This window comes from Spirosoma sp. KNUC1025 (assembly GCF_045160025.1).
GTDB lineage: Bacteria > Bacteroidota > Bacteroidia > Cytophagales > Spirosomataceae > Spirosoma.
Genome location: NZ_CP087139.1, coordinates 5,194,453 through 5,219,931 on the forward strand (window position 1 = coordinate 5,194,453; position 25,479 = coordinate 5,219,931).

Annotated in this window: 18 protein-coding genes, 1 tRNA gene and 1 pseudogene; 6 read left to right on the top strand and 14 right to left on the bottom strand. The window is 50.5% G+C overall.

The window, feature by feature from the left end; translation table 11 throughout:
- The gene (locus tag LN737_RS22715) at positions 1-1,743 is read right to left on the bottom strand and encodes a M14 family metallopeptidase (protein WP_405512209.1); all 1,743 of its coding nucleotides are present in this window, start codon (positions 1,741-1,743) and stop codon (positions 1-3) included.
- A gap of 241 nt (positions 1,744-1,984) precedes the next feature.
- Here LN737_RS22715 and LN737_RS22720 point away from each other — a divergent pair, with 241 nt between their 5' ends.
- Complete coding sequence (locus LN737_RS22720) at positions 1,985-3,580, top strand: serine hydrolase (RefSeq protein ID WP_405512211.1); 1,596 nt, start codon at positions 1,985-1,987, stop codon at positions 3,578-3,580.
- Between the two features lie 197 nt (positions 3,581-3,777).
- A complete protein-coding gene (locus tag LN737_RS22725; RefSeq protein ID WP_405512213.1) occupies positions 3,778-5,622 on the top strand; it encodes an alpha-amylase family glycosyl hydrolase in 1,845 nt (614 codons plus the stop codon).
- A 67-nt stretch (positions 5,623-5,689) separates the two neighbouring features.
- On the opposite strand, the gene LN737_RS22730 is transcribed toward LN737_RS22725, so the two are convergent.
- The 8 genes from LN737_RS22730 to LN737_RS22765 all read right to left on the bottom strand — a co-directional run bounded on the left by LN737_RS22730 (position 5,690) and on the right by LN737_RS22765 (position 13,102).
- Positions 5,690-6,430, bottom strand: coding sequence for a ferredoxin reductase (locus LN737_RS22730; protein WP_405512215.1), 741 nt, complete (start codon positions 6,428-6,430; stop codon positions 5,690-5,692).
- Positions 6,431-7,045, bottom strand: coding sequence for a sulfite oxidase-like oxidoreductase (locus LN737_RS22735; RefSeq protein ID WP_405512217.1), 615 nt, complete (start codon positions 7,043-7,045; stop codon positions 6,431-6,433).
- Between the two features lie 74 nt (positions 7,046-7,119).
- Entirely contained in the window at positions 7,120-7,593 is a 474-nt protein-coding gene (locus LN737_RS22740) for a Dps family protein (protein WP_405512219.1), read from the bottom strand.
- A 349-nt stretch (positions 7,594-7,942) separates the two neighbouring features.
- The gene (locus LN737_RS22745; protein WP_405512221.1) at positions 7,943-9,211 is read right to left on the bottom strand and encodes a DUF6600 domain-containing protein; all 1,269 of its coding nucleotides are present in this window, start codon (positions 9,209-9,211) and stop codon (positions 7,943-7,945) included.
- Between the two features lie 167 nt (positions 9,212-9,378).
- Positions 9,379-10,203, bottom strand: a complete 825-nt coding sequence (locus LN737_RS22750) for a mechanosensitive ion channel family protein (protein WP_405512223.1) — start codon at positions 10,201-10,203, stop codon at positions 9,379-9,381.
- A gap of 103 nt (positions 10,204-10,306) precedes the next feature.
- Positions 10,307-11,257: a magnesium/cobalt transporter CorA gene (gene corA, locus LN737_RS22755; protein WP_405512225.1), complete on the bottom strand. Its 951-nt coding sequence runs from the start codon at positions 11,255-11,257 to the stop codon at positions 10,307-10,309.
- A 94-nt stretch (positions 11,258-11,351) separates the two neighbouring features.
- The gene (locus tag LN737_RS22760; protein ID WP_405512227.1) at positions 11,352-11,786 is read right to left on the bottom strand and encodes a hypothetical protein; all 435 of its coding nucleotides are present in this window, start codon (positions 11,784-11,786) and stop codon (positions 11,352-11,354) included.
- 53 nt (positions 11,787-11,839) lie between these two features.
- Positions 11,840-13,102 carry an asparagine synthetase B gene (locus LN737_RS22765; protein ID WP_405512229.1) on the bottom strand — a complete coding sequence of 421 codons (1,263 nt, stop codon included), beginning with the start codon at positions 13,100-13,102 and terminating at the stop codon, positions 11,840-11,842.
- Between the two features lie 141 nt (positions 13,103-13,243).
- Between LN737_RS22765 and LN737_RS22770 the strand changes: the two are divergent.
- Positions 13,244-14,481, top strand: a pseudogene (locus LN737_RS22770) (ABC transporter permease).
- 185 nt (positions 14,482-14,666) lie between these two features.
- Positions 14,667-14,750: transfer RNA gene (locus tag LN737_RS22775), tRNA-Leu, on the top strand.
- Between the two features lie 380 nt (positions 14,751-15,130).
- Here the strand turns inward: LN737_RS22775 and LN737_RS22780 are convergent.
- On the bottom strand, positions 15,131-15,907 hold the full coding sequence (locus LN737_RS22780) for a prolyl oligopeptidase family serine peptidase (protein ID WP_405512231.1): 777 nt from the start codon (positions 15,905-15,907) through the stop codon (positions 15,131-15,133).
- A 634-nt stretch (positions 15,908-16,541) separates the two neighbouring features.
- On the opposite strand from LN737_RS22780, the gene LN737_RS22785 reads away from it, so the two are divergent.
- Both LN737_RS22785 and LN737_RS22790 read left to right on the top strand, forming a co-directional pair.
- Positions 16,542-17,057: a PAS domain-containing protein gene (locus LN737_RS22785; protein ID WP_405512233.1), complete on the top strand. Its 516-nt coding sequence runs from the start codon at positions 16,542-16,544 to the stop codon at positions 17,055-17,057.
- On the top strand, positions 17,047-19,821 hold the full coding sequence (locus tag LN737_RS22790; protein ID WP_405512235.1) for a PAS domain-containing protein: 2,775 nt from the start codon (positions 17,047-17,049) through the stop codon (positions 19,819-19,821). Before LN737_RS22785 ends, LN737_RS22790 begins: the two co-directional genes overlap by 11 nt.
- Positions 19,822-19,982: 161 nt before the next feature.
- On the opposite strand, the gene LN737_RS22795 is transcribed toward LN737_RS22790, so the two are convergent.
- From LN737_RS22795 to LN737_RS22810, 4 genes are all read right to left on the bottom strand, one after another.
- A complete protein-coding gene (locus LN737_RS22795; RefSeq protein ID WP_405512237.1) occupies positions 19,983-21,080 on the bottom strand; it encodes a DUF4249 domain-containing protein in 1,098 nt (365 codons plus the stop codon).
- 51 nt (positions 21,081-21,131) lie between these two features.
- Positions 21,132-22,556: a hypothetical protein gene (locus LN737_RS22800; RefSeq protein ID WP_405512239.1), complete on the bottom strand. Its 1,425-nt coding sequence runs from the start codon at positions 22,554-22,556 to the stop codon at positions 21,132-21,134.
- 68 nt (positions 22,557-22,624) lie between these two features.
- Positions 22,625-25,012: a TonB-dependent receptor gene (locus LN737_RS22805; RefSeq protein ID WP_405512241.1), complete on the bottom strand. Its 2,388-nt coding sequence runs from the start codon at positions 25,010-25,012 to the stop codon at positions 22,625-22,627.
- Between the two features lie 209 nt (positions 25,013-25,221).
- The gene (locus LN737_RS22810) at positions 25,222-25,464 is read right to left on the bottom strand and encodes a helix-turn-helix transcriptional regulator (protein ID WP_405512243.1); all 243 of its coding nucleotides are present in this window, start codon (positions 25,462-25,464) and stop codon (positions 25,222-25,224) included.
- Positions 25,465-25,479: the final 15 nt, after the last annotated feature.

The window sequence follows — 25,479 nt, forward strand, 5'->3', positions numbered from 1 at the left end:
TTAGTTTATCCGGTAAACCGGGTAGCGGTTATGCGTCTTCTCGTAGTAAGGGGTCTGCCGATAAATAAAATCCAGTTGGGCATCGGCACTTTCAGCGAAAGCCTTGTCCGTCGCGCGTTTATCGTCCAATTGCTTACGTAAAGCCGGGTTTTTCATTAGCAACTCGGCTGCTGTGTCTTCAAAAATGTAGTTGGCAAAATACTCTTTCTGGTCGAGAATACTATCGAAGAAATTCCAGGCGAAAAACGAGTCAACAGCTTCCGGTTCAAGCGTTTCGACAATATATCGATTGCTCGCCTGATTCGTCTGCACCAGGTAATCACCTTTGTAAAATTGGAGTCGCTGCGATTCAGTTCGCACCTTCACGCCTGTATGAAGGTAGTGGCCTTCGTAGGGGCGCTGCGGACTTTTATAATCAGTGATATAATAAGCCGATACGGTCATCAGCGTGTCCTTGGGCAGCACTTGCAGCAGTACGCCATTGCGCATCAGTTCCCGAATTATTTCCGGCCAGGCTTGTGGAATCACGTAGATAGTCGGCTTATCTACCTGATTTTCAACCACAAAATTATTCAGATACGGGACGCGTTTCATAAACGGCTTTGTTCGATCATAAACGAGTCGCTTCAGGCCCGATACCTCGCTGGGCTTATACGTTGCCGCGTACCCCAGAAACGTAACGGAATCAATTTTACTACGGTCGAGCTTATAACTCAGGGCAAACGTTTTCTGCTGACGAACAGCCGCATTGGCCCGCTTTTGGTTGACCAGAATCGTATTAGCCTCGCGCTCGCACAACCGTAACACCGCTTCATCGAACACGTACGATGCCTTGACCCGTGGAGGGTAGGGTTTCCACATATGCGTTTCCAGCGTAAAACCGAAGCAGTTGAACAGAGCCGCGTATCCGGTTGAATAGCGGGGCGAGTCGTTGTAACCGATCAGTCCGTTTTCGGGCGTATCGCCTGGGTGATTCACATAAGGCGCGGGCGGGAAGCCTTTTGCGGTCAGCATTTTATCCAGCTCCGGCTGAAATGTCTGAGTCATATAGCCCGATACAGCCGCATGTAGCTTATCCTTCTGCGTGGCAAAATACGTCAGTACGTGTTGATAATCAGCTCCATCGCTGGTATGGTTATCGATAAACACCTGCGGTTTCAACGCCTGGTACATAGCTTGAAACGCCCGTGTGTTTTCCGCTTCGGCTTTGATAAAATCGCGGTTAAGATTCAGGTTTCGGGCGTTGCCGCGAAATCCGTACGATTCCGGACCATTCTGGTTTACCCGCGAAACGCCCCGGTTCAGGCTTCCATCCACACTGTAAACGGGTACAATCGCCAGCAGTACGTTTTTGGGCAGTTTATTCGCTTTCAACAGGTCCCGTGCGAGCATCATACAGGCATCAATACCTTCGGGCTCGCCCGGATGAATGCCATTGTTAATCAGCAACGTAACGCGGTCCGGGCGAGACGTAAACTGTTTGTCGGCCGCGAGCAGAAACAGATGCAGCGGTTTACCGATATCGGTTTTGCCGACCTCAATGAGTTTGGCCTGCTCATACTGCTGATCCAGTTGCTGATACCAGCGAATAATCTGCGGGTACGTAGCCGACTGGTTTGTATCGCGTTCATAGGGCGTTACGTCTGCCAGCTTCGTCTGGGCAAAACCCGGCAACGCTGCTAACAGGCCAACCCACCAACTCAGAATAACACGCTTAAACGAGGAACTGGCTACGTGCTTCATAACAGATTCAGGCTTTCGTATAAAACAGGCATTATAAAAACGGGTAGATGTGAGTCATTAATCCGATCAGATACGTATCGCTGATCGCTCATTTATGGATTCGTTACCAATGCTTGACAGGGCGCTCACTGATTTCAACTGCGAAGAAAAGTAATTCCGCTGGTGTATCCTCTTTTGTTTTCACTCCGTTGAATCGTATATCAGAATCGGTCATTCTTCTCATAAATTATTACAAAAAACAATGAACCTCAATCGCAGAGACTTCCTCCGACAGTTGGGCTTTGGCGCAGCCGGTCTGACCGTTGCCGCTACCTTACCGACTACTGGCTGGACATTACCCGCCAAAACCAGTAAGCTTCCCCGTAGCCTACCCGAAGCGCAGGGAGTTGCGCCCCGTGGGCTCCTCGACTTCGTAAATACCATCGAAGCGCAGAAGCTCAACGTGCATAGTATGATGGTGGTGCGGCATGGCCAGGTCGTTGCAGAAGGCTGGTGGGCACCCTACGCTCCTCAATACAAACACACGCTGTATTCGCTCAGCAAAAGCTTTACGTCGACGGCTGTAGGCATGGCTGTTGCCGAGAAGAAATTGACCGTTGATGATAAAGTCGTTTCGTTCTTCACCAAAGATGTGCCAGCTACGGTCAGCGAGAATCTGGCGGCTATGAGCGTCAAGGATTTATTGACCATGTCGACCGGGCACGATAAAGATACCACGCCCGCGTTACGTGGTGCCGGGACAGACAGCAACTGGGTCAAATCATTTCTGGCGCAGCCCGTCGAGCACAAACCCGGCACATTTTTCGTCTATAATAGTGGCGCTACGTATATGCTCTCTGCCATTGTTCAGCACCTGACCGGACAGACCGTACTCGAATACCTGAAACCGCGTTTGTTCGGTCCGCTGGGCATTGAGGGCGAAGACTGGGAAGTGTCTCCGCAGGGTATCAATACCGGCGGTTGGGGGCTTCGTTTACGTACTGAAGATATTGCCAAGTTCGGGCAGCTCTACTTACAGAAAGGCATCTGGAATCGCAAACGACTTGTTGCTGAAAGCTGGATCAATGATGCCACCCGCGCCGAAGTGCAGTCGAAAGGCGGCAAAGGCGATGCCAGTGTCAACGACTGGATTCAGGGATATGGTTATCAGTTCTGGCGGTGCCGCAACGATGCGTACCGGGGCGATGGCGCTTTCGGACAGTACTGCATTGTATTGCCGAAAGAAGATGCCGTGGTTGCCATTACGTCAGAAACGGCCAATATGCAGGCAGTTCTGGACGCTGTCTGGAAACACATTCTGCCTGCACTTCAACGAGTGGGTTTGCCCGCTGAGCGAGTTGAGCAGGCAGCGCTGACCAAAAAGCTGTCGACCCTGACCCTGCTTCCCGAAAGTACACAGCCCGCATCTACAGTAGCCAGTCAGATAAGTGGTAAAACCTATACCATCGCCGACAATCCCATGCACGTGAAAGATGTATCGCTGACCTTTGGCAAGGATGGCTGTATCTTCAAACTTCAGGACGACCAGGGGCCGCATCAGGTACTGTGCGGAGTTAACCGATGGGCTGAAAGCACAACTACGTTTGCAGTGGCACCGCTGATGCTCACACCAACGCCCGTTCCCGGCGATCAGGCCCGTAAAGTAGCTGGCAGCGGTAGTTGGCAGGACCCGAATACGTTTGTTATGGTCTGGCGATTTATCGAGACGGCTCACTACGATATGGTAACCTGCCGGTTTGGCTCAGAAGGCGTTCAGGTTGAGTTTCAGAGCAGCCTGAGTCTCGTTAACAAAACCAAAGACAAACGCCCTGTGCTGGAAGGGAAGATGATGGCTTAGCAGGTCGTTGTGATATTGGTTCGCTGTTCCGTGGAGTCGGGTTTGAGAACCTGACTTCACAGCGAAGAACCCATCCAGCCACGAACCTGATTACACGTCATTTAAAATCTGCTGGCTATAACCGTTAAATAACCCAGTCCCTACCCTTCCCTGCTAATTTATCTATCTTGTGCTCAGGCAATTTTCCATTCAGGCACATGATCGATCTACAGGAAGTGGGGGCTTTCTCACATCAGGATGCAGGAGGCAATTGGCAGATCAGCTTTGGTATTTATCTGCCGGGTATCACCTTCAACAAAGGGTACCGTTTGAAAGTACGTATCATTCACGATTTCGACCAGTTTGTACGGGGGATTGAACCCAAAGACTTCTGGATGAGCTGGGACAATGGTTCCGCACTCGACCGCTGGGACGTTACGGTTCCGCTTACGCCCGATCCGGAAAGTCGTTTTGGGCAGCCCGGCCGGTACTTATACCGCTATGAGCTTTTACGGGGCGATCAGGATGTTACGTTCTGGTTTACCGACCCGTTTGGCCGCGAATCGGGTATCGGTACGTTGTCGTCCGTTACCGTCAATGCCGGATTACCTGCCTTTACCTGGACCGACGCTGATTTCAGTGTGCCGGAAGTCGACCGCATGGTTGTCTACGAGCTGAACGTCCGGGAGTTCAACCGCGATTTCGACGGGGTGATTGACCAGCTGAACTATCTGGGCGATCTGGGGGTGAACGTACTGGAGCTGATGCCGATCTCGAATGTGAAAGAAGATGTCGAATGGGGATACACGCCCCTGGGTTATTTCTCACCCGACGAACGACTTGGCGGAGCCGATGGTCTGAAAAAGCTCGTCGATGCCTGCCACGCTCGGGGTATGGCGGTTATTCTGGATTCGGTTTATTCGCACGCGCACCCCGAATTTCCGTATAATCTGGTGTATGATACCAGCGGAGAGCCAAACCCGATGATGGGTGTTTTTGCGGGCGAATTCTTCGATAAACCCGGCACCGATTACACAAAGGAATTTACCCGCGACTATTTTTTTGCCCTGAATCAATATTACCTGGACGAGTATCATATCGACGGATTCCGTTACGATTATGTGCCGGGCATGTACGATGGGTTTATGGGTGAGGGCTACGCCAATCTGGTCTTCCGAACGTACGAGTTTTCAAAAACTATCCCCCGGTTTAAAGCAGGCGATCGCAGTAAAATCATTCAGTGTGCCGAACACTTACCGGGCCCGCAGGAAATCCTGTCGCGAACGTATTCAAACTGCTGCTGGCAGAACGGCCTGCTGGACCGTGGACGCGATATGGCGAAGTGGAATTATGTGAGCGCCGATATAGCGCACCAGTTAGACCCTGAATTTCTGGGCTACCCAACGGAGTACCACAACCCGACCTCAGGCGATACGTTTCCTGTAGCTCCTTTTCAGTACGTCGAATCGCACGACCACGCCCGGTTTATTAATTCATTTGGGCAAACAGCGCTTCGGGATTTGCTCAATGAACCCTACGGCAATCGGGCGCTTTTTTATAAAATGCAGCCCTACATTATTGCCCTGTATACAGGAAAAGGCATTCCGATGCTCTGGCAAGGGCAGGAATTTGGCGAAAACTGGGGCGTACCCGGCAGTGGTATCGGGCGTAATCTGTTTGAGCGGCCGGTTCACTGGGAGTATTTTTATGATACGGCTGGTAAGGCCCTAGTCAGTCTGCACCGCATTTTGGGCGGATTACGTCGTACGAATCAGGCGCTTAGCAGCCGGGGTTATTTCTTTTATTATTTCGATCAGGACCATTTGGCCAAACACGTAATTGCTTACCGCCGGAACAGCATTACGGGGCAACCGGAAGAAAGTGCGCTGGTTGCCATTAATTTTTCAAATCAGGATCAGCAAATCATGTTGCCCTTTCCGGTAACGGGTCAGTGGAAAGAGCAAATGCATGGTACGCACCCGGTTGTTACGGTAACGCAGAATGACCAGCAGCAACTCATAACTATACCGTCGAACTACGGCGTTATATTCGGCAGGCAATAATAAACGCTGTAAATAATAAGCCCGTAGGCGATCACCTACGGGCCATTTTCAGGTTGTATCTAAAACGTTACGTACCAGTAGGACCAAATCGCTCGGTATAAATATCGGCCGGAGGAAGGCCCATTTCGGCCAGTTCATTGGCTACAAACTCCACCAGCTGCGTTGGGCCGCAAATAAAACAAACGGGCGGTTCTTTGAACTGACGCAGTTGGTCGGTTAGCATCTGCCGATCAATTCGTCGGTGGTATCCCTGCCAATCGGCGGGAACCTGCCGGGTGTAGGTTATCGACAACTGAAACGTAGTATCCTGCTGCGCCATGCGATCCAACTCCGTCCGATAAATCGTTTCTTCGGGAATACGAACACTGAACAGCAGTTGCGTCGGGTTTTTCGCGCCAATCAGAAACCGATGACGGACAATAGCCATCAACGGCACTACGCCCGAACCTCCGCCCACCAAAAATAGCGGACGATTCGCCATCGAATCCCGCCAGACAAAATAACCACCAATCGGTCCGCGTACCTCCAATGAATCGCCCACACCAATGCCTTCGTGCAGGTAGCCAGATACCTCGCCATCCTCCATGAATTCAACCGTCAGGTCAATTTCACCTGTTTGTTCAGGAGCTGAGGCAATGGAATAACTACGCTCCGCCTGATAGCCGTCTTCAGCCGTCAATCGCAAATCATAATGCTGACCGGGTAAGTGCGGAGTCCAGTCAGGAAGCTGGATTCGGTACGTTTTGACCAGTGGAGTTTCCTGAATAATCGCGGTAACTTTCCCTAATTGCCATTGAATACGAGCCATTTAGTCGTCGCTTCGGTACCGTTGTTCTTTCCAGGGATCGCCATACATACTATACCCGCCCCGCTCCCAGAAACCAGCCTGGTCATGTTCCATAAACCGTAACCCTTTGATCCACTTGGCGCTTTTCCAGAAATAGAGATGCGGAATGACGAGCCGGGCCGGGCCGCCATGTTCAGCCGCCAGCGGCTTATCGTCAAAGTTAATACCGACAAACGCCTTCCCATGCCGAAGGTCTTCCAACGGAATATTCGTCGTATAATCACCATACGAATAAGCCATTACGTACTGCGCTTCGGGTTTGAGCGTAACGTGCTCCAGCAGCGTCTCGATGCTCACCCCTTTCCAGTGCGTATCGAGCTTCGACCACTTCGTTACGCAGTGAATATCCTTGGTAAACGATTGCTGGGGCAAGGCATTGAATTCCTCCCACGACCACTTCAAAGGCGACTCAACCAGGCCATCTAATGAAAATGTCCAGGTTGTAAGTGGAATACGAGGGGTTGGCCCAGCTGTCAGTACCGGAAAATCATGTGTTTCGTACTGGCCGGGTGGGATTCGGTCGGCATTGGCAGTAGGGTGTTTGCGGCCAAACCCTTTGTTGAAGAATGATGCCATACTGAGTCTGTTTTGGTTATGAAGAACTATCGGGTATAACTTGAGGAGAGCCCCAGATCATTTTTTGTCGATCATTATTTGAGATGCGCACGTAGCATCCATCCAATTTTTTCGTGTTTCTCCAAAAGTCCCGTAACAAAATCGCTGGTTCCGGCGTCTTTGTGGGCATCCTGAAATTCGTTGATATTCCCCCGAATGAACTCAATAATGCTTTCATGATCGCTCAACAGTTTCCGAATCAGGCTTTTACTGTCGTTGCCGTCTTCATCCTGCTCGGTCAGGTGGGTCAGTTGCAGGAAGTTCTTCAGGGTAGCCGGTGCATAATGCCCTAACTGGCGGATACGCTCGGCTACGTCGTCGACGATCTCAGCCGATTGGTTGTACAGTTCTTCGAAATACAGATGCACCGAATGGAAATCTATTCCTTCCAGATTCCAGTGGGCATTGAGCGTTTTGGTATAGAGTACAAATTCATCGGCCAGCAATTTCGATAACTGATGGGCTACAACCTCCCGGTTTTCGGCAGAAATGCCAATATTCGTTTTCATACTTGATTTTTGTAAATGGTGAAACAACAGGTTAGAGAACGGAAATATACGTGCAAAAAACCTGCCAGAAAGCATCTGGCGCAGTTTAGTGACCCTCCCACTATACGTTATTAGAATTACCAGAGATTACGTGTCCCTAATCGGAACCGATTCACCGTATCGAATGCGATTTTTTATCGATCCGATCTTGCGGATCGAACGGATCGTCTATCAACCATTTAAAGTTAAAAAAGCCAGCCAACAAATCAGATAAGCGATTTTCGTAGCTGGGTAATAACAAAGTAGGGTTGCCGAATAGCTACATAGGCTATTCGGCAACCCTACCCAAATCAATCGTTAACAAGCTTGCCTAGCGTGGCCCCCGCGACTGGCGTTCGCCACCACCCGGATTCGGAAACTGCCCCTGGCTACGCTGTTGAGCTGGTGCGCCCTGGTTATTTGGCACACGCTGAAAATCAGCACCACTTCGTCCACTTGGCGCGGCCTGCGGATTCATTCCACCCTGCCGTTCGAACGAACGATTGGGCTGAGGACTGACATTATCCGGCTGGGGATTACGCGGCTGAAAGCCTCCCGGCTGCGGAGTTGGTGTATAGCTGCCCCGGTTACGTTCAAAACGATTATTTTGTGGAGTAGCGGGTGTTGAGTTATAATCGTTTCCCGGATTGGCAGGCGAATTTCCCTTGTAATCACCTCGTCCCGGAGCGTTATTTCCTCGGTCGTAAGTCCGGTTCGGCGTAGAATTTCCGTTGAAATCCCGACCAGCCTCGCCGTTGTAATTTCTATTGGGTGTCGTATTCCCGCCATAATTAGGCCGTGGCGAATTATCGAAACGATCATTACGGTCATAACGGTCGCTGCGGCTGTAATCCCTTCGATAGTCATTCGAAGCGCCGGGGCGGTAAAAACCAACCGATCCATTGCCTACTACTGAACGGCCAGGGCGGTCCATGTGGTCGATACGATATACCGGAACGCTACGTCGGGTGACCCGTTCAATATCCCCTCTGGGCGGTCCATACACATAAGCCCGGTTATTAGTCCGGTAATAATTGTTGATGATCGTTGTATTCTGGTAGATATTGACCACCCGTGGCCGCGGCACACAATAACTGTAAAGGTTCGGACTGGTGATGTAAACCTGCGGAACGAACGTCCAGTAAGGAGCCGGAATGTTTATATTGACGTTGACGTCCCAGCCTGGGCCCAGCGGTGCCCATCCGTAATAGCCACCTCCTGACCGCCACGATACCCAGGCTGGCCCCCAGTCGGTACCCGGAATCCAGAGCCAACCACCGTAGGCAGGATCATAAATCCAGCGACCGTAATGGAAAGGTGCCCATCCCCAGGCATAGTCTGAGACCCAGGTATTTCCGTATTCCGTAACCACCCAGTGGCCGCCCGACGCATACGGCTGAAAATCAGGCCCCGCACTTGGTAACCAAACATTGCCATAGCCGGGATGCTGCACCCACTGACCATATGGAGCTAATTCATTATAAAACGATTCTATCGGAACACTAACCCCCGGTTGAGCAGCAACGGTAGTGGGGAACGAAAACCCGGCTAAGACCACCATAATCAGGGCGATTAGCTTCATTGTTTTCTGGATAGCCATATTTCAATTTGTTTATTCGGAGTAACCCTACTCTGTAGTTAGACTAAGCAGTCGCCCAATCGTTTAATGCGGCATGGAATAATCTTTACGTAGTAACCACAAAAAAGCCCATCTGATTATCAGACGGGCTATGCATAGCTAATTACGCTGGGAAAGTTGGCTGGTCGTTACTCTTCATTCGTAATAAACATCTTCGGTTTTGGCGCTTCAATACCATCTTTGGCAAACTGACGGGCAATGTTTTCGAGCATGTAATAATACGTAGCCCAGTAATTATCACTATTGGTCCATACCCGAACATCGTACTCGCGGGAATTGGGATTCAGTTTTGTGATCAGCACATCGTGTTGCCGGTCTTTCAGCGCAAACGGGCAGGCATCGACAACGGCCTGAATGGAGGCTTTTGTTTTTTCCAGATCGTTCTGGCTACCCACCCCGTATACCTGATCGACACGTATCACGCCTTTTGTGCTGATGTTCATGATAGCCGAGGTTGATAAAGCTCCGTTGGGCAGAATAATTGTTTTATTATCTGGCGTCACCAGCGTAGTATCGAAAATACGAATGGCCTCAACGTTCCCCGTAAAGCCCTGTGCTGAAATCAGATCACCAACGCGAAACGGCTTAAAAATCAAGATCAGCACCCCACCAGCAAAATTGGACAAACTACCCTGAAGCGCTAATCCGACCGCCAAACCGGCAGCTCCGATAATGGCAACAAACGAGGTGGTTTGTATCCCCAGCGTACTGGCAATACTCAGTAACAGCAACACCCGGAGCAGGCCACTAACCAATGACAACAGAAACGGTTGCACATCCCGATCAACGTGCCGTTTGGTCATGGCAGCAGATAATAACCTTACGACCCAGCCGATGGCCCACAGGCCGACAAAAAGAGTTATAATAGCCAGCAATACACGGCCGCCATAAATTGTAACAAAAGTTACAAGCTGGGCATAAAAAAGCTCAAGTTTGGTTTGCGCCTGTTCCATAAATCTGAGATGGGATTTTTGTTTGAAAATCAGACGCTAATAAACAGAAAAGTAACTGCCTGGCAAGTGGACATCGCTACAATTTTTTACGTTACTCCCTGATTTACAGCCAGTTTTTACGCCGGAATATCCAGAGCGTCAAAGCCGAGGATAGAACCATCATGGTTAAGGCAAAAATGTACCCATATTTCCAGTGAATTTCGGGCATCTGGTCGAAGTTCATCCCCCAGATACTGGCCAATAAGGTAGGCGGCAGGAATACAAGCGACACAACCGTAAAGATTTTGACAACCCGGTTCTGTTCCAGATCAATCAGACCGAGGTATGTGTTCTGCAGAAATTCCAGCCGTTCAAAAATAAAGTTAGTATGGTCGATCAGCGAATTTATGTCTTTGATTAACGTGCGCAGCCGCTGCTGTTCCAGCTCGTTGAACCACCCATCTGAACGAATCATGGCCGAAATAACCCGCTGTTTATCAACGACATTTTCGCGAATGAGCATGGTTAATTCCTGATAATCGTTGATGTTCAGCAGCATCTCCTTGTCGAGTGTAGCATCGAGGTCAAGCATCCGGTTGATCGCCTTGATTTCACCTGACACCAACTCAATCAAATCGGCATCGTAATCAATCCGTGATTCAAAAATTGAAATTAGAATCTGCGCACCATCACTGAATAACCCCCGGCGTGATTTGATGCGCTTTACGGTGTCGGCAAACGATTTAAGGTCGGCGTTGCGGTAGGTAAACAACGTATCGTCTTTCAGCAGAAAGCTAACCGGTACGTTGGTATAGCGTTGCTCGGCGTCGGGAATGAGAAAGTTGGAATTAGCAATCAGAAAATCATCCTCTTCAATGTAGCGCGAACTGCTTTCAATTTCCAACTGCTCCTGCTGGCTTAGAAAATCGACATCGAATTTCTCCTCAACACTTTTGATTTCGGAGGGCGTCGGATTTTGTAAATCTACCCACAGAGTCCGCTCGGTATTGGAAAACGAATCGATATCGCGGATTTTGCGGACGGCAGTTTCATCCTGCTGAAAGATGCGAATCATACAGTCGAGAGCTGATTGTTGAGCGGCAAAGTTCGCGGAAAACAATCGGACTGTAGTTATCCAATCTTAACTCGGCTCTACTTTTCCTTCAGGGTTACGGCACATGCAGCTGTTCAAGAAAATGCTGTATTTCTTCGGGTCGTTGCGTACCGATTGTGATGTGATGGCCATTGAGATAATTGATATGTAACCCTTTTCTACCCGCAACATTATAAACCCAGCCTTCAAGTCCCCACCGAATGCCATAACCCACAAAGCCATATACACGTACCGAAGCCAACTGAATTGCACTCCAGGGAATTGTTCGCCAGGGAAGAATGGGGAAAACGCGATAATGGATACCTTCGGCATCTAAGCGGGTGTCCAGTCGCCAAACGTAGAGAAGCACCACGATAAAAACGAATGGTATTACCACATGCCAGGTTACAGGATCGCTTAACAGAGCACCAAGGGTTATCAGTGCGCTGAAAGCGACAAACAGCCACACCCACCCCTGGCGGAAACGTTGGGATTCTGTGAAGGTATTCATACGTAACGAAGTAATTCACGTCGCCAAATTAAAAAAAATGGAGACTAAAACTACTAGGTCTTCTGTTTCTTCTTCTTCGCTGCGGGGAACAGGATATTATTCAGAATCAGGCGATAACCTGCCGAATTTGGATGCAGATTCAGGTCCGTAGGCTCCTCGCCTATTTCGTGCCGGTAATCTTCCGGATCATGACCGCCGTAGAACGTAAAGAACCCGCGACCATAGGGCGAGTGGATGTAGCGAGCTTCGCCCGCAGCCCGATTTTCGGCCATAATGACCACTTCGGGCTTAATCAGATTTTTCTTGAACGCCGTTGTTTGCCCCATGAACCCCTTGATTACGTTCTGGTGATTCTGGGTAAGCATTGTCGGAATGGGATCGTATTTGGCCGAAAATTGAAACAGGGTGAAATAATCGTTGTGTTCGCTCAGGCCGCGCTCCTCAGGCTGGTTATCGATATTGGAAAATTCAATTAAATACGGGTTTGTATACACCTGAAAATTCCGGAAAGCGAATGTCTGGCTGTAATCCAGTTTATTGTTGGCATTTGGGTCCGCTGGGTCGCCATCATAAAACGTATCAACAATATCCGTGTTACGTGCCGCCAGAGCGATATCGTACGTATCGGTGGCATTACACATGGCGAATAGATACCCACCTCCCAATACAAAATCACGAATTTTCTGTGTGACAGCCAGTTTCAGCTGCGGCACTTTTGTGAAGCCGAACTTATGCGTAATGGTTTCAGCTTCCCGCTTCTGGGCGATGTACCAGGGCTGGTCTTTAAAGTGGAAAAATTTCCCGTACTGACCCGTAAAATCCTCATGGTGCAAATGCAGCCAGTCGTATTCGGGCAGTTTGCCGTTCATCACCTCTTCATCAAACACAACATCGTAGGGAATCTCAGCGTATGTCATCACCATGGTTACAGCATCATCCCAGGGCTGCTTGGTTTTAGGAGAATAAACCGCAACTTTAGGGGGTTTCTGTAATTTCACCGCATCCATATTGGCATCGGCGGCATTTACTTCGCTAAGTATCTGGGCGGCCTGCGCATCGGAAATAACTTCGTAACTAACCCCACGAATAACCATTTCGTTGATGAACGTCTGACTTTGGGGCATCATAAACGAGCCACCCCGGTAGTTGAGCAACCAGTCAATTTCGGTATCGTGCGTTTTCAGGACCCAATAGGCTATACCGTATGCTTTTAAATGATTCTTCTGGGAATCGTCCATGGGAATCAGAATCTTAGACGCCCAGGCATGACCCATAAGTGTCAGAATTAGGACAAGCGGTAACAGCAGCCGTTTCATTGGTTTCCTTATTAAGAATGCACTCGGTAGTTTTGTAATAACGAAAGATACACAAATTTTGTGCGAAAAAAGCGGGGAGCGAGGTGTATGGAACAGGGATAGCATAAATTGCCCGTGCACCTCGCTCCCCGCCCTCTGCTCATGAACCTACTCGAAAACATACGCGAAGGGTTACGTTCCATAGCTGGCAATCGCCTGCGGACAATACTGACTTCGCTGATTATTGCTATTGGCATTACGTCGCTGGTAGGAATCCTGACAGCTATCGACGGCATTCAAAGTTCGGTAAACAGCAGTTTTGCCGGATTGGGAGCCAACACATTCAGCATTGTAGCCCGCCAGGATGCGTTTCGGCGTGGTGGGCGCGTTCAGAAACAGGATAAACCTATCAATTATTTCGATGCTACTCGGTTCAAACGGCAGTTTCCGTATGACGCCACCATCACTGTTTCAGCCGTTGTTAGCGGATCGGCTCAGGCCAAATTCGGATCTAAAAAAACAAACCCAAACGTTCAGCTTACCGGGGGCGATGATGCTTACCTGACCGTCAAGGGCTTTACGCTGCAAAGTGGCCATAACCTGACGCAGAATGATTTGAAATATGGATTGAACGTAGCCATTATTGGCGATGAAGTGGCCAATACCCTGTTCGAGAAAAAGCTGAATCCGCTCAATCAGGTCATCCGCGTATCGGGCACTCAATACAAAATTATAGGTGTTCTGGCCAAAAAAGGCGGGTTTTCGGGGGGAGCGACGACCGGAGCATTCTGATTCCACTCGATAATGCCCGCGCACTTGCCGGTAGCCAGCAACTCACCTTCGACATTACCGCTTCCGTACCAACCGTATCGGATCAGGATGAGGCTGTTGGCGAAGCACGAGGTACCATGCGGCTCGTCCGGCGTGACCAACTGGGTCAGCCCGATTCGTTCGAGATTCAGCGGGCTGACGATCTGGCAAAAGAAACCGAAAACATTACGGGTTATCTGCGCATCGGCGGTTTTGGGATCGGATTTATTACGTTGCTCGGTGCTTCCATTGCTCTGCTGAACATCATGCTCGTATCCGTTACAGAGCGAACACGCGAAATTGGCATCCGAAAATCGCTGGGTGCCACTCCCAAGCGTATTCGTGAGCAATTTCTAATTGAAGCCATTGTTATCTGCCTGCTGGGTGGCGTTGGTGGAATCATTCTGGGATTAGGCGTTGGGAATTTAATTGCCGGAATTATTAGTCGAGGTATGGGCGGGTTTGTTGTCCCCTGGGCCTGGATGGGTCTGGGAATTGTGGTGTGTATAACGGTGGGCTTATTTGCGGGTATTTACCCAGCCGTACGAGCCTCTAAACTTGACCCCATCGAAGCATTACGGTATGAGTAGTATGTAGTGACTAACGACCCTGACTAATCGCTAATGTCCAATGCAATCTGATCGTCACGGAGTTAGGCTACTGGATCAAAAAAATCCACACGAATTACTCATTATTCATTGCACATTATTCATTAAACCCTACTTTTGCACCCACGTTTGACAAACGCATCTCTGGGATCAGAGACGATTCTGTCGCCGGGATGGCGGAATCGGTAGACGCGGTGGTCTCAAACACCATTGTCTGCAAGGACATGCCGGTTCGAGTCCGGCTCCCGGTACCTCCTAAAAGCGCTGGGTAACTAATAATTTAGTTACCCAGCGCTTTTGATTTTCCAGTTGATGATTTATAGACTTTAGGTATCTAGCTTTCACTAAAGCTCGTTAGGCGGAGCCGAACCACAGTTGCAACTGGTATTCACTCAGCTCGCATACTGAATGCATGATGAACTAAGAAGTAATCGTTATGATCTGCCTTTTACAGCTAATTGATAGCTAATTACCTCTTTTTAACGATCCATTGAACCAGCGCTGGTTCAATGGCCAAAGCATGACCACAGCCGAACGTAACGATAACGCGGCCATATCGATCTAATACCAATACGCGTCAAAACCAGTCCGGTTGTTGGCAGTGGAGATGGCAACCCTAAAGTAAGTGGTCTCAGCGCTTTTTTTGCGCAAATAACCACTCAAATAAAGTGGATTCGGTATAGACGGTGTCGACAATGTTGTGCCCGAGCCCGGGGTATTCGGTGTATTTTGGCTGCCCGCCCCGCTTACGTAGTGCCGCAACCATCAAGCGGGAGTATATAACTGGGTTGACGTTATCGGCCGAGCCATGAAATGCCCAGATCGGTATCGAAGCAATCCGTGACGCCCTGGAGGTGTCTCCAACTGAGCAAATCGGTATGCCCGCAGCAAACAAGTCCGGCTTTCTGGTTAATAAATCGAAGGTGCCCTCCCCTCCGCTGGAATAACCGGTTACGTACAATCGATTTCGGTCGATGGGTAAACGACTCATCAACTGGTCAACCAGCGCCAGCGTCAATTGTGCAGGACTGGTAAGCTGAGCCGAGGTTTGAAGGCTATTGGGAAAGTTCGGGAAGGAAACCCAGACCTGATTTTTTGGACATTGGGGTACGACCACGAAGCAGGAATACGTTTGACGACCTGATGGGCTTGTTAAGCTGGCAGGGACTCGAAGCAGGGTCCTGTTATTATCATTTCCCCGTTCGCCGTTGCCGTGAAGAAACAAAACGAGTGGATATTTCTTACGGGCATCATAATTTACGGGGTACAACAAACGATAGGGCAACGTATCGCCACCGGTTACATAAACAGTACGTGTGAATGCTTCGTTTTTATCGTCCAGAGTAGTTAGCTGGGCCAAAGTGATCAAACTTTTCGCGCCAAGCAGGATCATTAAAAAATACCTCATATTGAAAACAACGGGTTTACGTGTTTCTGTCATCCCGACGGCAGGAGGGATCTTCGGTAAGATAGAAAACTCAATCCCGAGCGAAGATCCCTCCTGCCGTCGGGATGACAGAAAGCGCCCTAATTAACTAATTAGTTATGGCTTTTTATTTTTTAGAATAGCCATTATTCACGAGAAATATCCAATCACCCGCTCGTGTGCATTGACCTCGACGCCTATAACGTAGTGAAACAAATCATCAGGAACAGAATCGTTGAGCCCATATGAAGCATGAATAGACTTAGTAAAACAAGACTATGTGGTTGATCTACTTTTCAGAATACGTTCAGAATTTCGTCAAAAGTGATAGAATACCGATCCTCGATTGCTCTTCGGTCCTTCACCTGATGAGGCTAAAAATAGGTGCGTAACAGCTCACCGTCTTTTCTGAGCTTTTTATATCCAGCCCCCGCTTCTAGCCCTAAAAACTACTTAGCTAGAGATTGGTGAGAATAACTTGACTATCGGGATACACTTGAATTCCGCTTCAGTTTGGGCATTTTCAGACAACAAGATGTTTATAAGTCGGGTTGTTAATAGAGAACACAGGAACTGAACCAATAGCCACCTGTACTATCACTCTTGCTAATATTTTATGACCGGTGATCAACAGTCTTCCGACGCCACGAATAAACGGAACACCCCACTTGACGTACATTTTGCTCTTCAGGCGGCCGGACTTGGGGTTTGGGAGTTCGATCCGGTTACCAATCAAATTATCTGGGACGATCGCTGCCGGGAATTATTCGGTCTGGCAACGCCTAGCGATCTGACTTATGAGCAGGCAATTCAATACATCCATGCCGATGATGTTGAACGGGTCACTAAGGCCATGCAGTGGGCAATGAATCCGCAGTCGGATGGTGTATATGACGAAACCTTCCGGACACTTGGCGTTGATGATGGTAAGCTGCGGTGGGTACGCTTCTACGGGCGAAGTTCCTTTTCATCAGTTGGTGAGGTCTATCGCTTTGCGGGCGTAGCACAGGATGTCACACAGCAGGAGCTTGCCCGGCAACAAGAAACGGCTGCCCTTCACCAGGCCCAGCGGCAGCAACGGATGTACGAAGCCATCACGGCCAGTACGCCCGACCTGGTGTATGGTGTTTGATCGAAGCTATCGGTTCGCTTATGCCAATCAGGCACTGCTGGATATGTGGGGCAGCACCTGGGAAAAATCCATTGGAAAGGGCTTGTTGGAAAATGGTTATGAACCCTGGCACGCCCAGATGCACGAACGGGAAATCGACCAGGTGATGGCTACCAGACAAACCGTTCGGGGCGAGGTGTCCTTTCCCCATGCTACACTGGGTAAACGAATTTACGACTACGTTTTTGCGCCTGTTCTGAATGAGTTGGGCGAAGTGGAGGCCATAGCCGGCACGACTCGGGATATCACAGACATTAGGCAAGCTCAGGAACAAATTCAGGAAAGTGAGGCCCGATTTCGTTCGCTGCTCGAAGAAGCGCCCGTGGCAACGATGCTCATGGTCGGGCCTGAGCATATTATCGAACTGGCCAACGAAGCCATGATTCGCATGTTAGGGAAAGCGGCTTCCATTGTCGGTCAACCAGCCACTGTCGCCGTACCCGAACTGGCTTCTCAGTCCTATTTACAGTTGTTAAATCAGGTATACACATCCGGGACAACCTATGAAGCTAAAGCCATGCCAGGAGAACTGGTGATTAACGGCGAAACCCAGCTTCATTATTTTGATTTCACCTACAAGCCTCTGCGTAACGCGGCTGGCCAAGTGTATGGAATCATTAGTATGGCTACAGACGTAACCGAGCAGGTACTAATTCAGCTGCAGGCAACCAAGAACCAACGCGAACTGCTGGCCTTGTTTGAGCAATCGCCGATTGGGCTGGCTACCATCAGCACCGATGAAGCACTGGTGTTTCAATGGGTTAACCCCTTTTATGGGCAGTTGGTAGCGCGTAAACCGGAGGAACTGGTAGGCAAGCCGTTGTTGGTGGCTCTCCCTGAAATCAAAGGGCAGGGTTTTGATGCCATTCTCCATAACGTCATTGCCACAGGGACCCCATTTATTGCTCCTGAGATAGCGGTGGATATCCTGCGCGATGGTGAGTTGACAACAATCTACGTCGATCTAACCTACCAGCCCCGAAAGGGTACTCATGGGGATGTAGAGGGTATTCTGGTCGTGGCTACCGACGTGACCCAGCAGGTGATGAGCCGCAAAAAGGTTGAGGAAAGCGAAAGCAAGCTACGGGCCATTCTGGCTACAGCTCCGGCGGGTATAGGACTGTTTGTGGGGCGAGATTTGGTGATTGATAACCCCAATCAAACCTTCATCGATATTGTGGGCAAAGGTCCTCATATAGCAGGGCTCCCGCTTCGGGAGGCTATGCCCGAGCTAATCAGTGAAGGTCAGCCCTTTCTCCAGATTCTGGATGATGTCTTTACCACGGGAGACCCCTTCATCTCGCCGGGCTCGCTGGTTAAGATTATACAGAACGGGGTGCTTACGGACAACTACTATAATATCTCTTACTCGCCGGTACGTAATGCATCGGGTGAGATATATGCCATCCTCGACATTGCTATTGACGTCACCCAGGAAGTCAAAGCACGCCAGCAGCTACAGGAAGCGGAAGCTACGCTGCGTGGCGCCATTGAAGTGGCTGATATGGGAACCTGGGAGCTGGATATGCAATCCGGTATAACAACCTACTCCCCACGACTTAAAGATCTCTTTGAGTTTACCCACGACTTTATCGAGTGGGATCGGCTGTATAGCCCTATTCATGAAGCGGACCAGGCGCGGCTTGAAGCAGCCGTAAAGCGAGCTGCTTCGCCTGATTCGGATGGCCTGCTGGATGAGGAGTACACCATCGTTACCCAGCGCACTGGTCGGCATCGCATCGTTCGGGCTCAGGCAAAAATGTTTTCTGATCAGCAGGGAAATCCGAAAAAGCTAGTCGGCAGCATGCGGGATGTTACCGAGCAGCGGCAAACGCAGTGGGCTTTGGAGCAGCAGGTGCAGCAACGTACCGAAGAACTGGCAGCTGCAAATGAAGAATTGGCAGCTACTAACGAAGAACTGGCGGCCACCAATGAAGAGCTGGAAGCCAGCAATGAAGAGTATGCAGCCCTGAATGAGGAACTGGAAGAGGCCAATAGCCTGCTGATACGTTCTAACGATAACCTGCAAACCTTTGCCTATGTGGCTTCTCATGACCTGCAGGAGCCTTTGCGGAAGATTCAGCAGTTCGGAGATCTGTTGAAGACCCGCTACGCAACCTCAATCGGCGAAGAACTGGTTTACCTGGAACGGATGCAGTCGGCCGCCAGTCGAATGTCGAGCCTGATTAAAGACCTGCTGAATTATTCGCGTATATCCACTCAGCGGGATATGAGTACATTAGTCCCTCTGGGGTCGGTGGTGGAGCGGGTATTGACCGACCTGGAGGTGGTCATCCTGGAAACCGGTGCCCAGATAACGGTTGAGCCCCTGCCGAGTCTTTCGGGTGATGCTACTCAACTGGGTCAACTCTTTCAGAATCTGCTGAGCAACGCACTTAAGTTTCGTCGGAACGGTATTGTTCCTCAGATTTCGATTCGCTCAGCGCGTGTTGCCAGCGCAGCCTTACCCCCGTCGGTGAAGCCCGCCCGAGTAGCTCCGGTCTACCACCGGATTGATGTCATAGACAATGGAATAGGTTTCGATGAAAAATACCTGGATCGCATTTTTCAGGTGTTTCAACGGCTACATGGCAAGCGTGAATTTGCCGGAACAGGCATTGGGCTGGCCATCTGTGAAAAGGTGGTTGCTAATCATGGCGGAGCCATCACAGCCAGCAGTCAACTAAATAAAGGGGCAACTTTTAGCGTATACCTACCAGCTTAAACAAATCATTAGATAACCTACGGCGGTATAGCTATAAACGTTGGAGTCTTTTTGCATCGGCAAAACGGGTCCGTTAACCATCAGGCACGGTCAGGTTAGCTATTTTATTTCCATGCTGACTATTCACCGGATTGCCATTTTCACCGGGGTAGAACACAGGACTACTTCCCATAGGTAAGCCATTTGGCTGGGGGAGCAGCTTCGGCCTGTTCACGCGCCAGTCCTGGAACATCCGGCGGGGGTGTTCTAAACAGAATAGGCCCAAAACGAGTCACGAATTTCCCGTAATCCAGGCTATCGGTATTCATCACAATACGTTGTCGGCTGACGGCTGAAGCCCCAAAATAACCCAGCGCGAGCTTGCTTGTATCGGCTTCCGCCCGCACGTTGCCCTCAATACTGGCTGGCTGAGGGTCGAAGATGGTGCCCGTACGGGAGAGTTGTTGCTCATAAAGAACCCAGTACTGGTACGCTTCGCGGGAAAGCGAATATTGTCGTACTTCGACAAACTGGGGGCCCAGAGCCACCAGGGGTGGCGCAAGTACCAACTGGCCCTGGATGAAGTTACCGTTGATGAGCTGGTCGCTTAATACGTTGGTCAACGTACCGTAGAAAGGGGCGTAACTCCCGTCGCCTGCCCCCCGCGAACGGTCATAGTAACCCTGCGGATCGTTGACTCCTAGCCAGACGGGCATATAACTCAGGGCCTGCCAGCGGTAGAAGTTACCTGGTGAAGGCGGATCATGGGTATCAATACGTACCAGAAATCGATTGAACAGCACCGTGTTGGGATCGGATGGCTGGTATTCACCGTACAGCCGCTCGATGGGCGCCACAGTGGCCAGAACCTCCGGCCTGGAGACGTAACGGCTGCCATCTGGCAACGTAACGCGAAGCGTATAAGCCCGACCGGGAACGCCCCGCAGCCGATTGTCGCGCATCCAGTAGTAAGCTGGTGTCAGAGGGTCCTGCATCAACTGGGCCCGATTTCCGAAGTTATCCTCTATGGTGGCCACCGCCCCGTTGATGGCCAGTTCATCTGGAATGAGCAACGACCGACTCAGATTGCCCGAGTACGTCAGCTTGATGACATAGGGTGGCTCTTCGTCGGTAATGAGCCCATCTACGACCAGTCGTCGCTCCGTTTGCCGGATCGGTAAATCCACGGGTTCGATACAACTCCATGTTGAGGAAAGCAGCAGGCATACGGCAACGATACGTAGCCACAAGCCAGTTAGAAGTCGCAAGTCAACATCCATAAGGGTAAAAAATTACGTTCATCGTTATTAGAAACCTCATATTGTGCTGTGTCAGGGGGTTAGCTCCCACCAGTCGGTGCAGCCCACGATCCGGTTGACACCCGTACTGATAGCCTGGGCTTCATAGCCCCAACCCAGGTAGGCGCGTTCGGGTTTGGCTCCTTCCGGAGCGCTAAATACGGCCATTAACTGATTGCCCTGTCCGGGATAATTCGTTACGTACTGCCAGCGGTCAGTCAGCGGATCATATTGCCACAGATCGCGCAGGCCCTTCCCGTCAGGCATAAGGCCAAGTCCAAAATAGCCCCGCTGAGCCAGTGAGAAGCCTACTCCCCGACTGCGAGCTGCGCCGGGGAAATCGGCTTTTTGCGTCCATCGATCCACAGTCGGGTCATAAGCCCAGAGCCGGGTGGGCTGACCCGGATACTGGTTTACTACGTACCCAATGTTGCGGATGGAAAAGGTGGCGAGTGTTCCGGGCGACTCGGGTAAAGGCGCACGTACCGTCTGGGTAAAATCAGCGTGGATGCTTCGCATAGCCGGAGAACCATTCTGGGTCAGAAAATACGCTTCGTCGGTTGTCGTAAAAAAAGCCAGTTCGCCTTCCTCTCCACCATACAGAGGGAAGACCGGACTACCCCCAACGGGAAAAATGGCTGACATGCTCCGGTAATAATAATACTTGCTGGGTGCCCTCTCTTCGGTCAGATAGCCCAGGCCACTGAACTGATAACGATCTACACCATTAAAAAATAAATTATACTGTACCATTCTGTGGCGAGGTTCCCGTATATCGCTACCGGCATAGAAAGGCCAGCTATCGCTCGCCCGGTCGTAGCGTTTGATTTCCATATGAGCGCCCAATGTACCCGGATAACGAAGCAACTGAACTATATTTCCTACGTAAGCGCCAGTGCCCGGATTACCGCAACCATTGAATGGATTGGGACCACATATACCATCCACAGCTACAGGGTAGGCTGTGTAGTCGCCCCCGCTAAACGAAGCATGAGCCAGCCGCGTCCAGCGGGGGGACGTATCGAGTCGGTGCGTATACAAACGAATGGCTGTTAGTGTGTCCTGTTCTGCGAAGCGAAAGCTCAGCCGGAACTGGTAGGTTTTCCCGACGGCCAGCCCGCTCAATTGCAGGGTTGTCAATTTGAAGTCGGATAACGGTTTGGTTTCACCTGACGTAAGGACCGGATTGTTTCCATCAGCGGAGGTAGCCAGAAGTTGCCAGTCTGACGGTTCGAGCCGAATACTTTTTACAATGACTTCCGCCGAGGTATTGCCAGTCGGCTGAACACTCACCAGGGATGCCTGCGAAGCCGTAACCGGGTCTGTCAGTTGGATAGGAATCAGACTATCCGGCGTTTGGCAGGCCGCCATAAACACCAGCGTCGCCAGAAAATAAAGCGCCGTTTGCGGGCGGGGAAACGTAGCGTTAAGACGATTAAAAAAATCAAAACAGCTCATTATCTGCAAGTCAACCTAAAAACGCCATTCACTTATCAGCGGAAGATCCAGTACGAATCGCTGCCGGGTTAAAATGTAAAATTCCAGCTCAGCGACGGAATGACTGTGCCAAAGACCGAGAGCTGATAGCTCCTGGTCGTTGTGTTTACCCGCTGAAAATAAATCGAGTACGGATTTTTGTGGGCATATACATTATAGAGCGAAATAGACCAGTTGCTATAGTGCCGCTGACCCGGTGTTCGGCGGCCATCTTTGGTAAAAGACACATCCAGACGGTGATAATCTGGTATCCGATCCGCATTTCGCTGGGAATAATCCAGCACTTTAGTCCCATTCAGCCGATAGCTACCATCGGGGTAAGTTGTTGGTCGCCCACTGGTATAGACGAAGTTCGTTCCAAACGTCCAGCCCCGGCTCCATTTCCATTGGGTGGCAATCGTTAGGTTGTGGGGCCGGTCGAATGTCGACGCATACCAGTTGCCCCCATTGATTTGCACGTTGGGATACGGACTGGGCACCCTGGCTAACGTACGGGAGTAGGTGTAAGCAATCAATCCTGTCAGCAGCCCTTTTGTTTTTTGCACGCTAAGCTCAACGCCATAAGCCTCTCCCTGCGCGCGTAACAAATCGGCATCCAAAGTCGGGTTCAACAACAAGGTCGCCCCGTTGCGGTATTCGACCAGGTTCTCTAACGTTTTGTGATAAACTTCGATAGAGGTTTCGTACTGATTTTCGTTGAAGTTCTGAAAATACCCAAGAGCAAACTGGTCCGCGACCTGGGGCAATACGAGTCCATCGCTAACTTTCCAGAAATCGACGGGCGAAATGGCCGTTGTGTTGGAAATCAGATGCAGGTACTGACGCGTACGGTTATAGCTGACTTTCACCGAGCTACGGGCAGTTAGCGTCGCCCGCACCGTCAGCCGGGGTTCCCAGCCACTATATTGCGCAATAGCCTGCCCAGGTCCATACTGAAGTGTGTCCATAATACTTTCGCGGGTACGGGCCTGCCCTTCTGCATACTGGTAAGCCACGCCGGGTCCTACGTTGGTAAACTGTGCGTAGCGAATCCCAGCCTGTACCGAAAGGGCTCGGAATGGCGTCCACTCCTCCGAAAAATAACCAGCCCATTCACGTGCCTGCTCGGTGGGCAACCGCAGCGGGTTAACATTGGACTGGTTGCCGGTTGGAGCGATGAAGCCGGGCAGTAGGCTATAGCCCGTTAGCGAACCGCCAAACTCAAGTCGGTGACTGATTTTTTGGCCAACGGCGGGCGTCGTATAGACCCCATCCAGCCGGGCATCCCGCTGGCGGATGGTGGATTGATAACGATACGTATTACCAGCCGTTAAGCCATCCAGATAAAAGCGGTAATCACTTTGGGTGGCTGTTACGTTGAACGATAAACGCGGGCTCAGCCGCTGACTCCAGCGGGCCGTGAGTAGCGCCGATTGGGTAGTATAGAGCGTATCCTGAGGAAATTTGAACGTATCAAAGCTGCGATAAACCGTAGCGGACAGTTGGGCGTTTTCGTTGATTCGGTACGTCAGCCGCCCATTCAGATCGTAGAAAAAAGCGCGGTCTTTGTTGGTTGGAGCCGGAAACAGGCCCAACAGAAAAGACGGGTAGGCAATCCGGCCACTGGCCAGCATGGTTAGTTTCTTATTACGGGTGACCGGCCCATTCGCCATCAGCCGACTGGTTAACAGGCCTACCCCCCCACTTATGTGGAGCCGGTCAGTTTCACCGGATTTTGTATTCATCATCAACAGCGACGACAGCCGGCCACCATACGCAGCGGGAATACCGCCTTTGTAGAGAGTTACGTCCTGAATGGCATCCGCATTCAGATTACTGAACAACCCCAGTAAGTGGCTGGTACTAAACAAAGGAGCGCCGTCTAACAGCACCAAATTCTGGTCAGTACGTCCCCCGCGCACATTAAAGCCGCCCGCTCCTTCACCAACCGTGCTTACACCCGGCTGCAGGGTAAGGGCTTTTAGTATATCGACCTCTCCGAATACAACCGGCATGTTACGCAGGTTTTTCATGTCCAGCCGCACGACGCTCATCTGCGTGGCCGACACATTGGCATCTGGCGTTCGCCCCGTTACGTTCACCTCATCTAACTGCCGGGTATCGGGATTCAGTGCCACCTGCAGGCGTACAGCAGTGCGGCCAATCTCCAGAAACCGGCTGCGTGTGTTGTACCCGACAGCAGAAAAAGTCAGGTTATACGGGCCGGGCAGCAGCTGCATACTAAAATTTCCCAGACTATCGGTGACTGTCCCAGCACCCTGTTTTTTGTCATAGACAGACCCATTCGGGAGTGGTTTTCCCGTAGCCCCGTCAATGATCTGACCATATACGCGAAACCGAATCTGCGCTTTCACCTCTGACATGCAGATCAGGAGTGAACCACCGAGGAGCAGGCAAATCAGCAAACGGGAAGGCATGCCAGTAAAACTTTTTTTGTGGATAATCAAACCGCTGATTCTGGCTTGATTAGGTAAGAAGAACAACAGATTAAATGACTACTCCTTCATCCGTAACCGATACGTTTCGCTCTACAGCTCATAACCCTTCCATGCAAACTCCTGCTTGACGACCAGTCGCCGAAACGGAAATCTATAGGACCAGAGTCACCGCTGATGGAATGCAGCCATTATGTCTTTGGTGAGCCTTCTCCGGTTAGTACGTACCGCATGTTCATACTGGGGAATTTGCGCGCCAGCTCGCCCAACGACTCACTGCTCAAGTACGTCCGGTTGTTGATGTGCCGGTAAAACTTCTCCCGACTGTAGCCCAATTCCTTGGCTAGGCGATACACCGATATTCCTTGCTGGGCTAAAGCTTCCTTCAGCCATTTCCCTTCAACATCCCGTTTTTTTTCCTTTCGTCCTGCCATGTTCAAAGCTAAAAA

What these genes read in the sequence shown, in the direction of transcription:
- LN737_RS22715 (WP_405512209.1), bottom strand. Translation starts at nt 1,743, where the DNA reads ATGAAGCACGTAGCCAGTTCCTCGTTTAAGCGTGTTATTCTGAGTTGG.
- LN737_RS22720 (WP_405512211.1), top strand. Translation starts at nt 1,985, where the DNA reads ATGAACCTCAATCGCAGAGACTTCCTCCGACAGTTGGGCTTTGGCGCA.
- LN737_RS22725 (WP_405512213.1), top strand. Translation starts at nt 3,778, where the DNA reads ATGATCGATCTACAGGAAGTGGGGGCTTTCTCACATCAGGATGCAGGA.
- LN737_RS22730 (WP_405512215.1), bottom strand. Translation starts at nt 6,430, where the DNA reads ATGGCTCGTATTCAATGGCAATTAGGGAAAGTTACCGCGATTATTCAG.
- LN737_RS22735 (WP_405512217.1), bottom strand. Translation starts at nt 7,045, where the DNA reads ATGGCATCATTCTTCAACAAAGGGTTTGGCCGCAAACACCCTACTGCC.
- LN737_RS22740 (WP_405512219.1), bottom strand. Translation starts at nt 7,593, where the DNA reads ATGAAAACGAATATTGGCATTTCTGCCGAAAACCGGGAGGTTGTAGCC.
- LN737_RS22745 (WP_405512221.1), bottom strand. Translation starts at nt 9,211, where the DNA reads ATGGCTATCCAGAAAACAATGAAGCTAATCGCCCTGATTATGGTGGTC.
- LN737_RS22750 (WP_405512223.1), bottom strand. Translation starts at nt 10,203, where the DNA reads ATGGAACAGGCGCAAACCAAACTTGAGCTTTTTTATGCCCAGCTTGTA.
- corA (WP_405512225.1), bottom strand. Translation starts at nt 11,257, where the DNA reads ATGATTCGCATCTTTCAGCAGGATGAAACTGCCGTCCGCAAAATCCGC.
- LN737_RS22760 (WP_405512227.1), bottom strand. Translation starts at nt 11,786, where the DNA reads ATGAATACCTTCACAGAATCCCAACGTTTCCGCCAGGGGTGGGTGTGG.
- LN737_RS22765 (WP_405512229.1), bottom strand. Translation starts at nt 13,102, where the DNA reads ATGAAACGGCTGCTGTTACCGCTTGTCCTAATTCTGACACTTATGGGT.
- LN737_RS22780 (WP_405512231.1), bottom strand. Translation starts at nt 15,907, where the DNA reads ATGAGGTATTTTTTAATGATCCTGCTTGGCGCGAAAAGTTTGATCACT.
- LN737_RS22785 (WP_405512233.1), top strand. Translation starts at nt 16,542, where the DNA reads ATGACCGGTGATCAACAGTCTTCCGACGCCACGAATAAACGGAACACC.
- LN737_RS22790 (WP_405512235.1), top strand. Translation starts at nt 17,047, where the DNA reads ATGGTGTTTGATCGAAGCTATCGGTTCGCTTATGCCAATCAGGCACTG.
- LN737_RS22795 (WP_405512237.1), bottom strand. Translation starts at nt 21,080, where the DNA reads ATGGATGTTGACTTGCGACTTCTAACTGGCTTGTGGCTACGTATCGTT.
- LN737_RS22800 (WP_405512239.1), bottom strand. Translation starts at nt 22,556, where the DNA reads ATGAGCTGTTTTGATTTTTTTAATCGTCTTAACGCTACGTTTCCCCGC.
- LN737_RS22805 (WP_405512241.1), bottom strand. Translation starts at nt 25,012, where the DNA reads ATGCCTTCCCGTTTGCTGATTTGCCTGCTCCTCGGTGGTTCACTCCTG.
- LN737_RS22810 (WP_405512243.1), bottom strand. Translation starts at nt 25,464, where the DNA reads ATGGCAGGACGAAAGGAAAAAAAACGGGATGTTGAAGGGAAATGGCTG.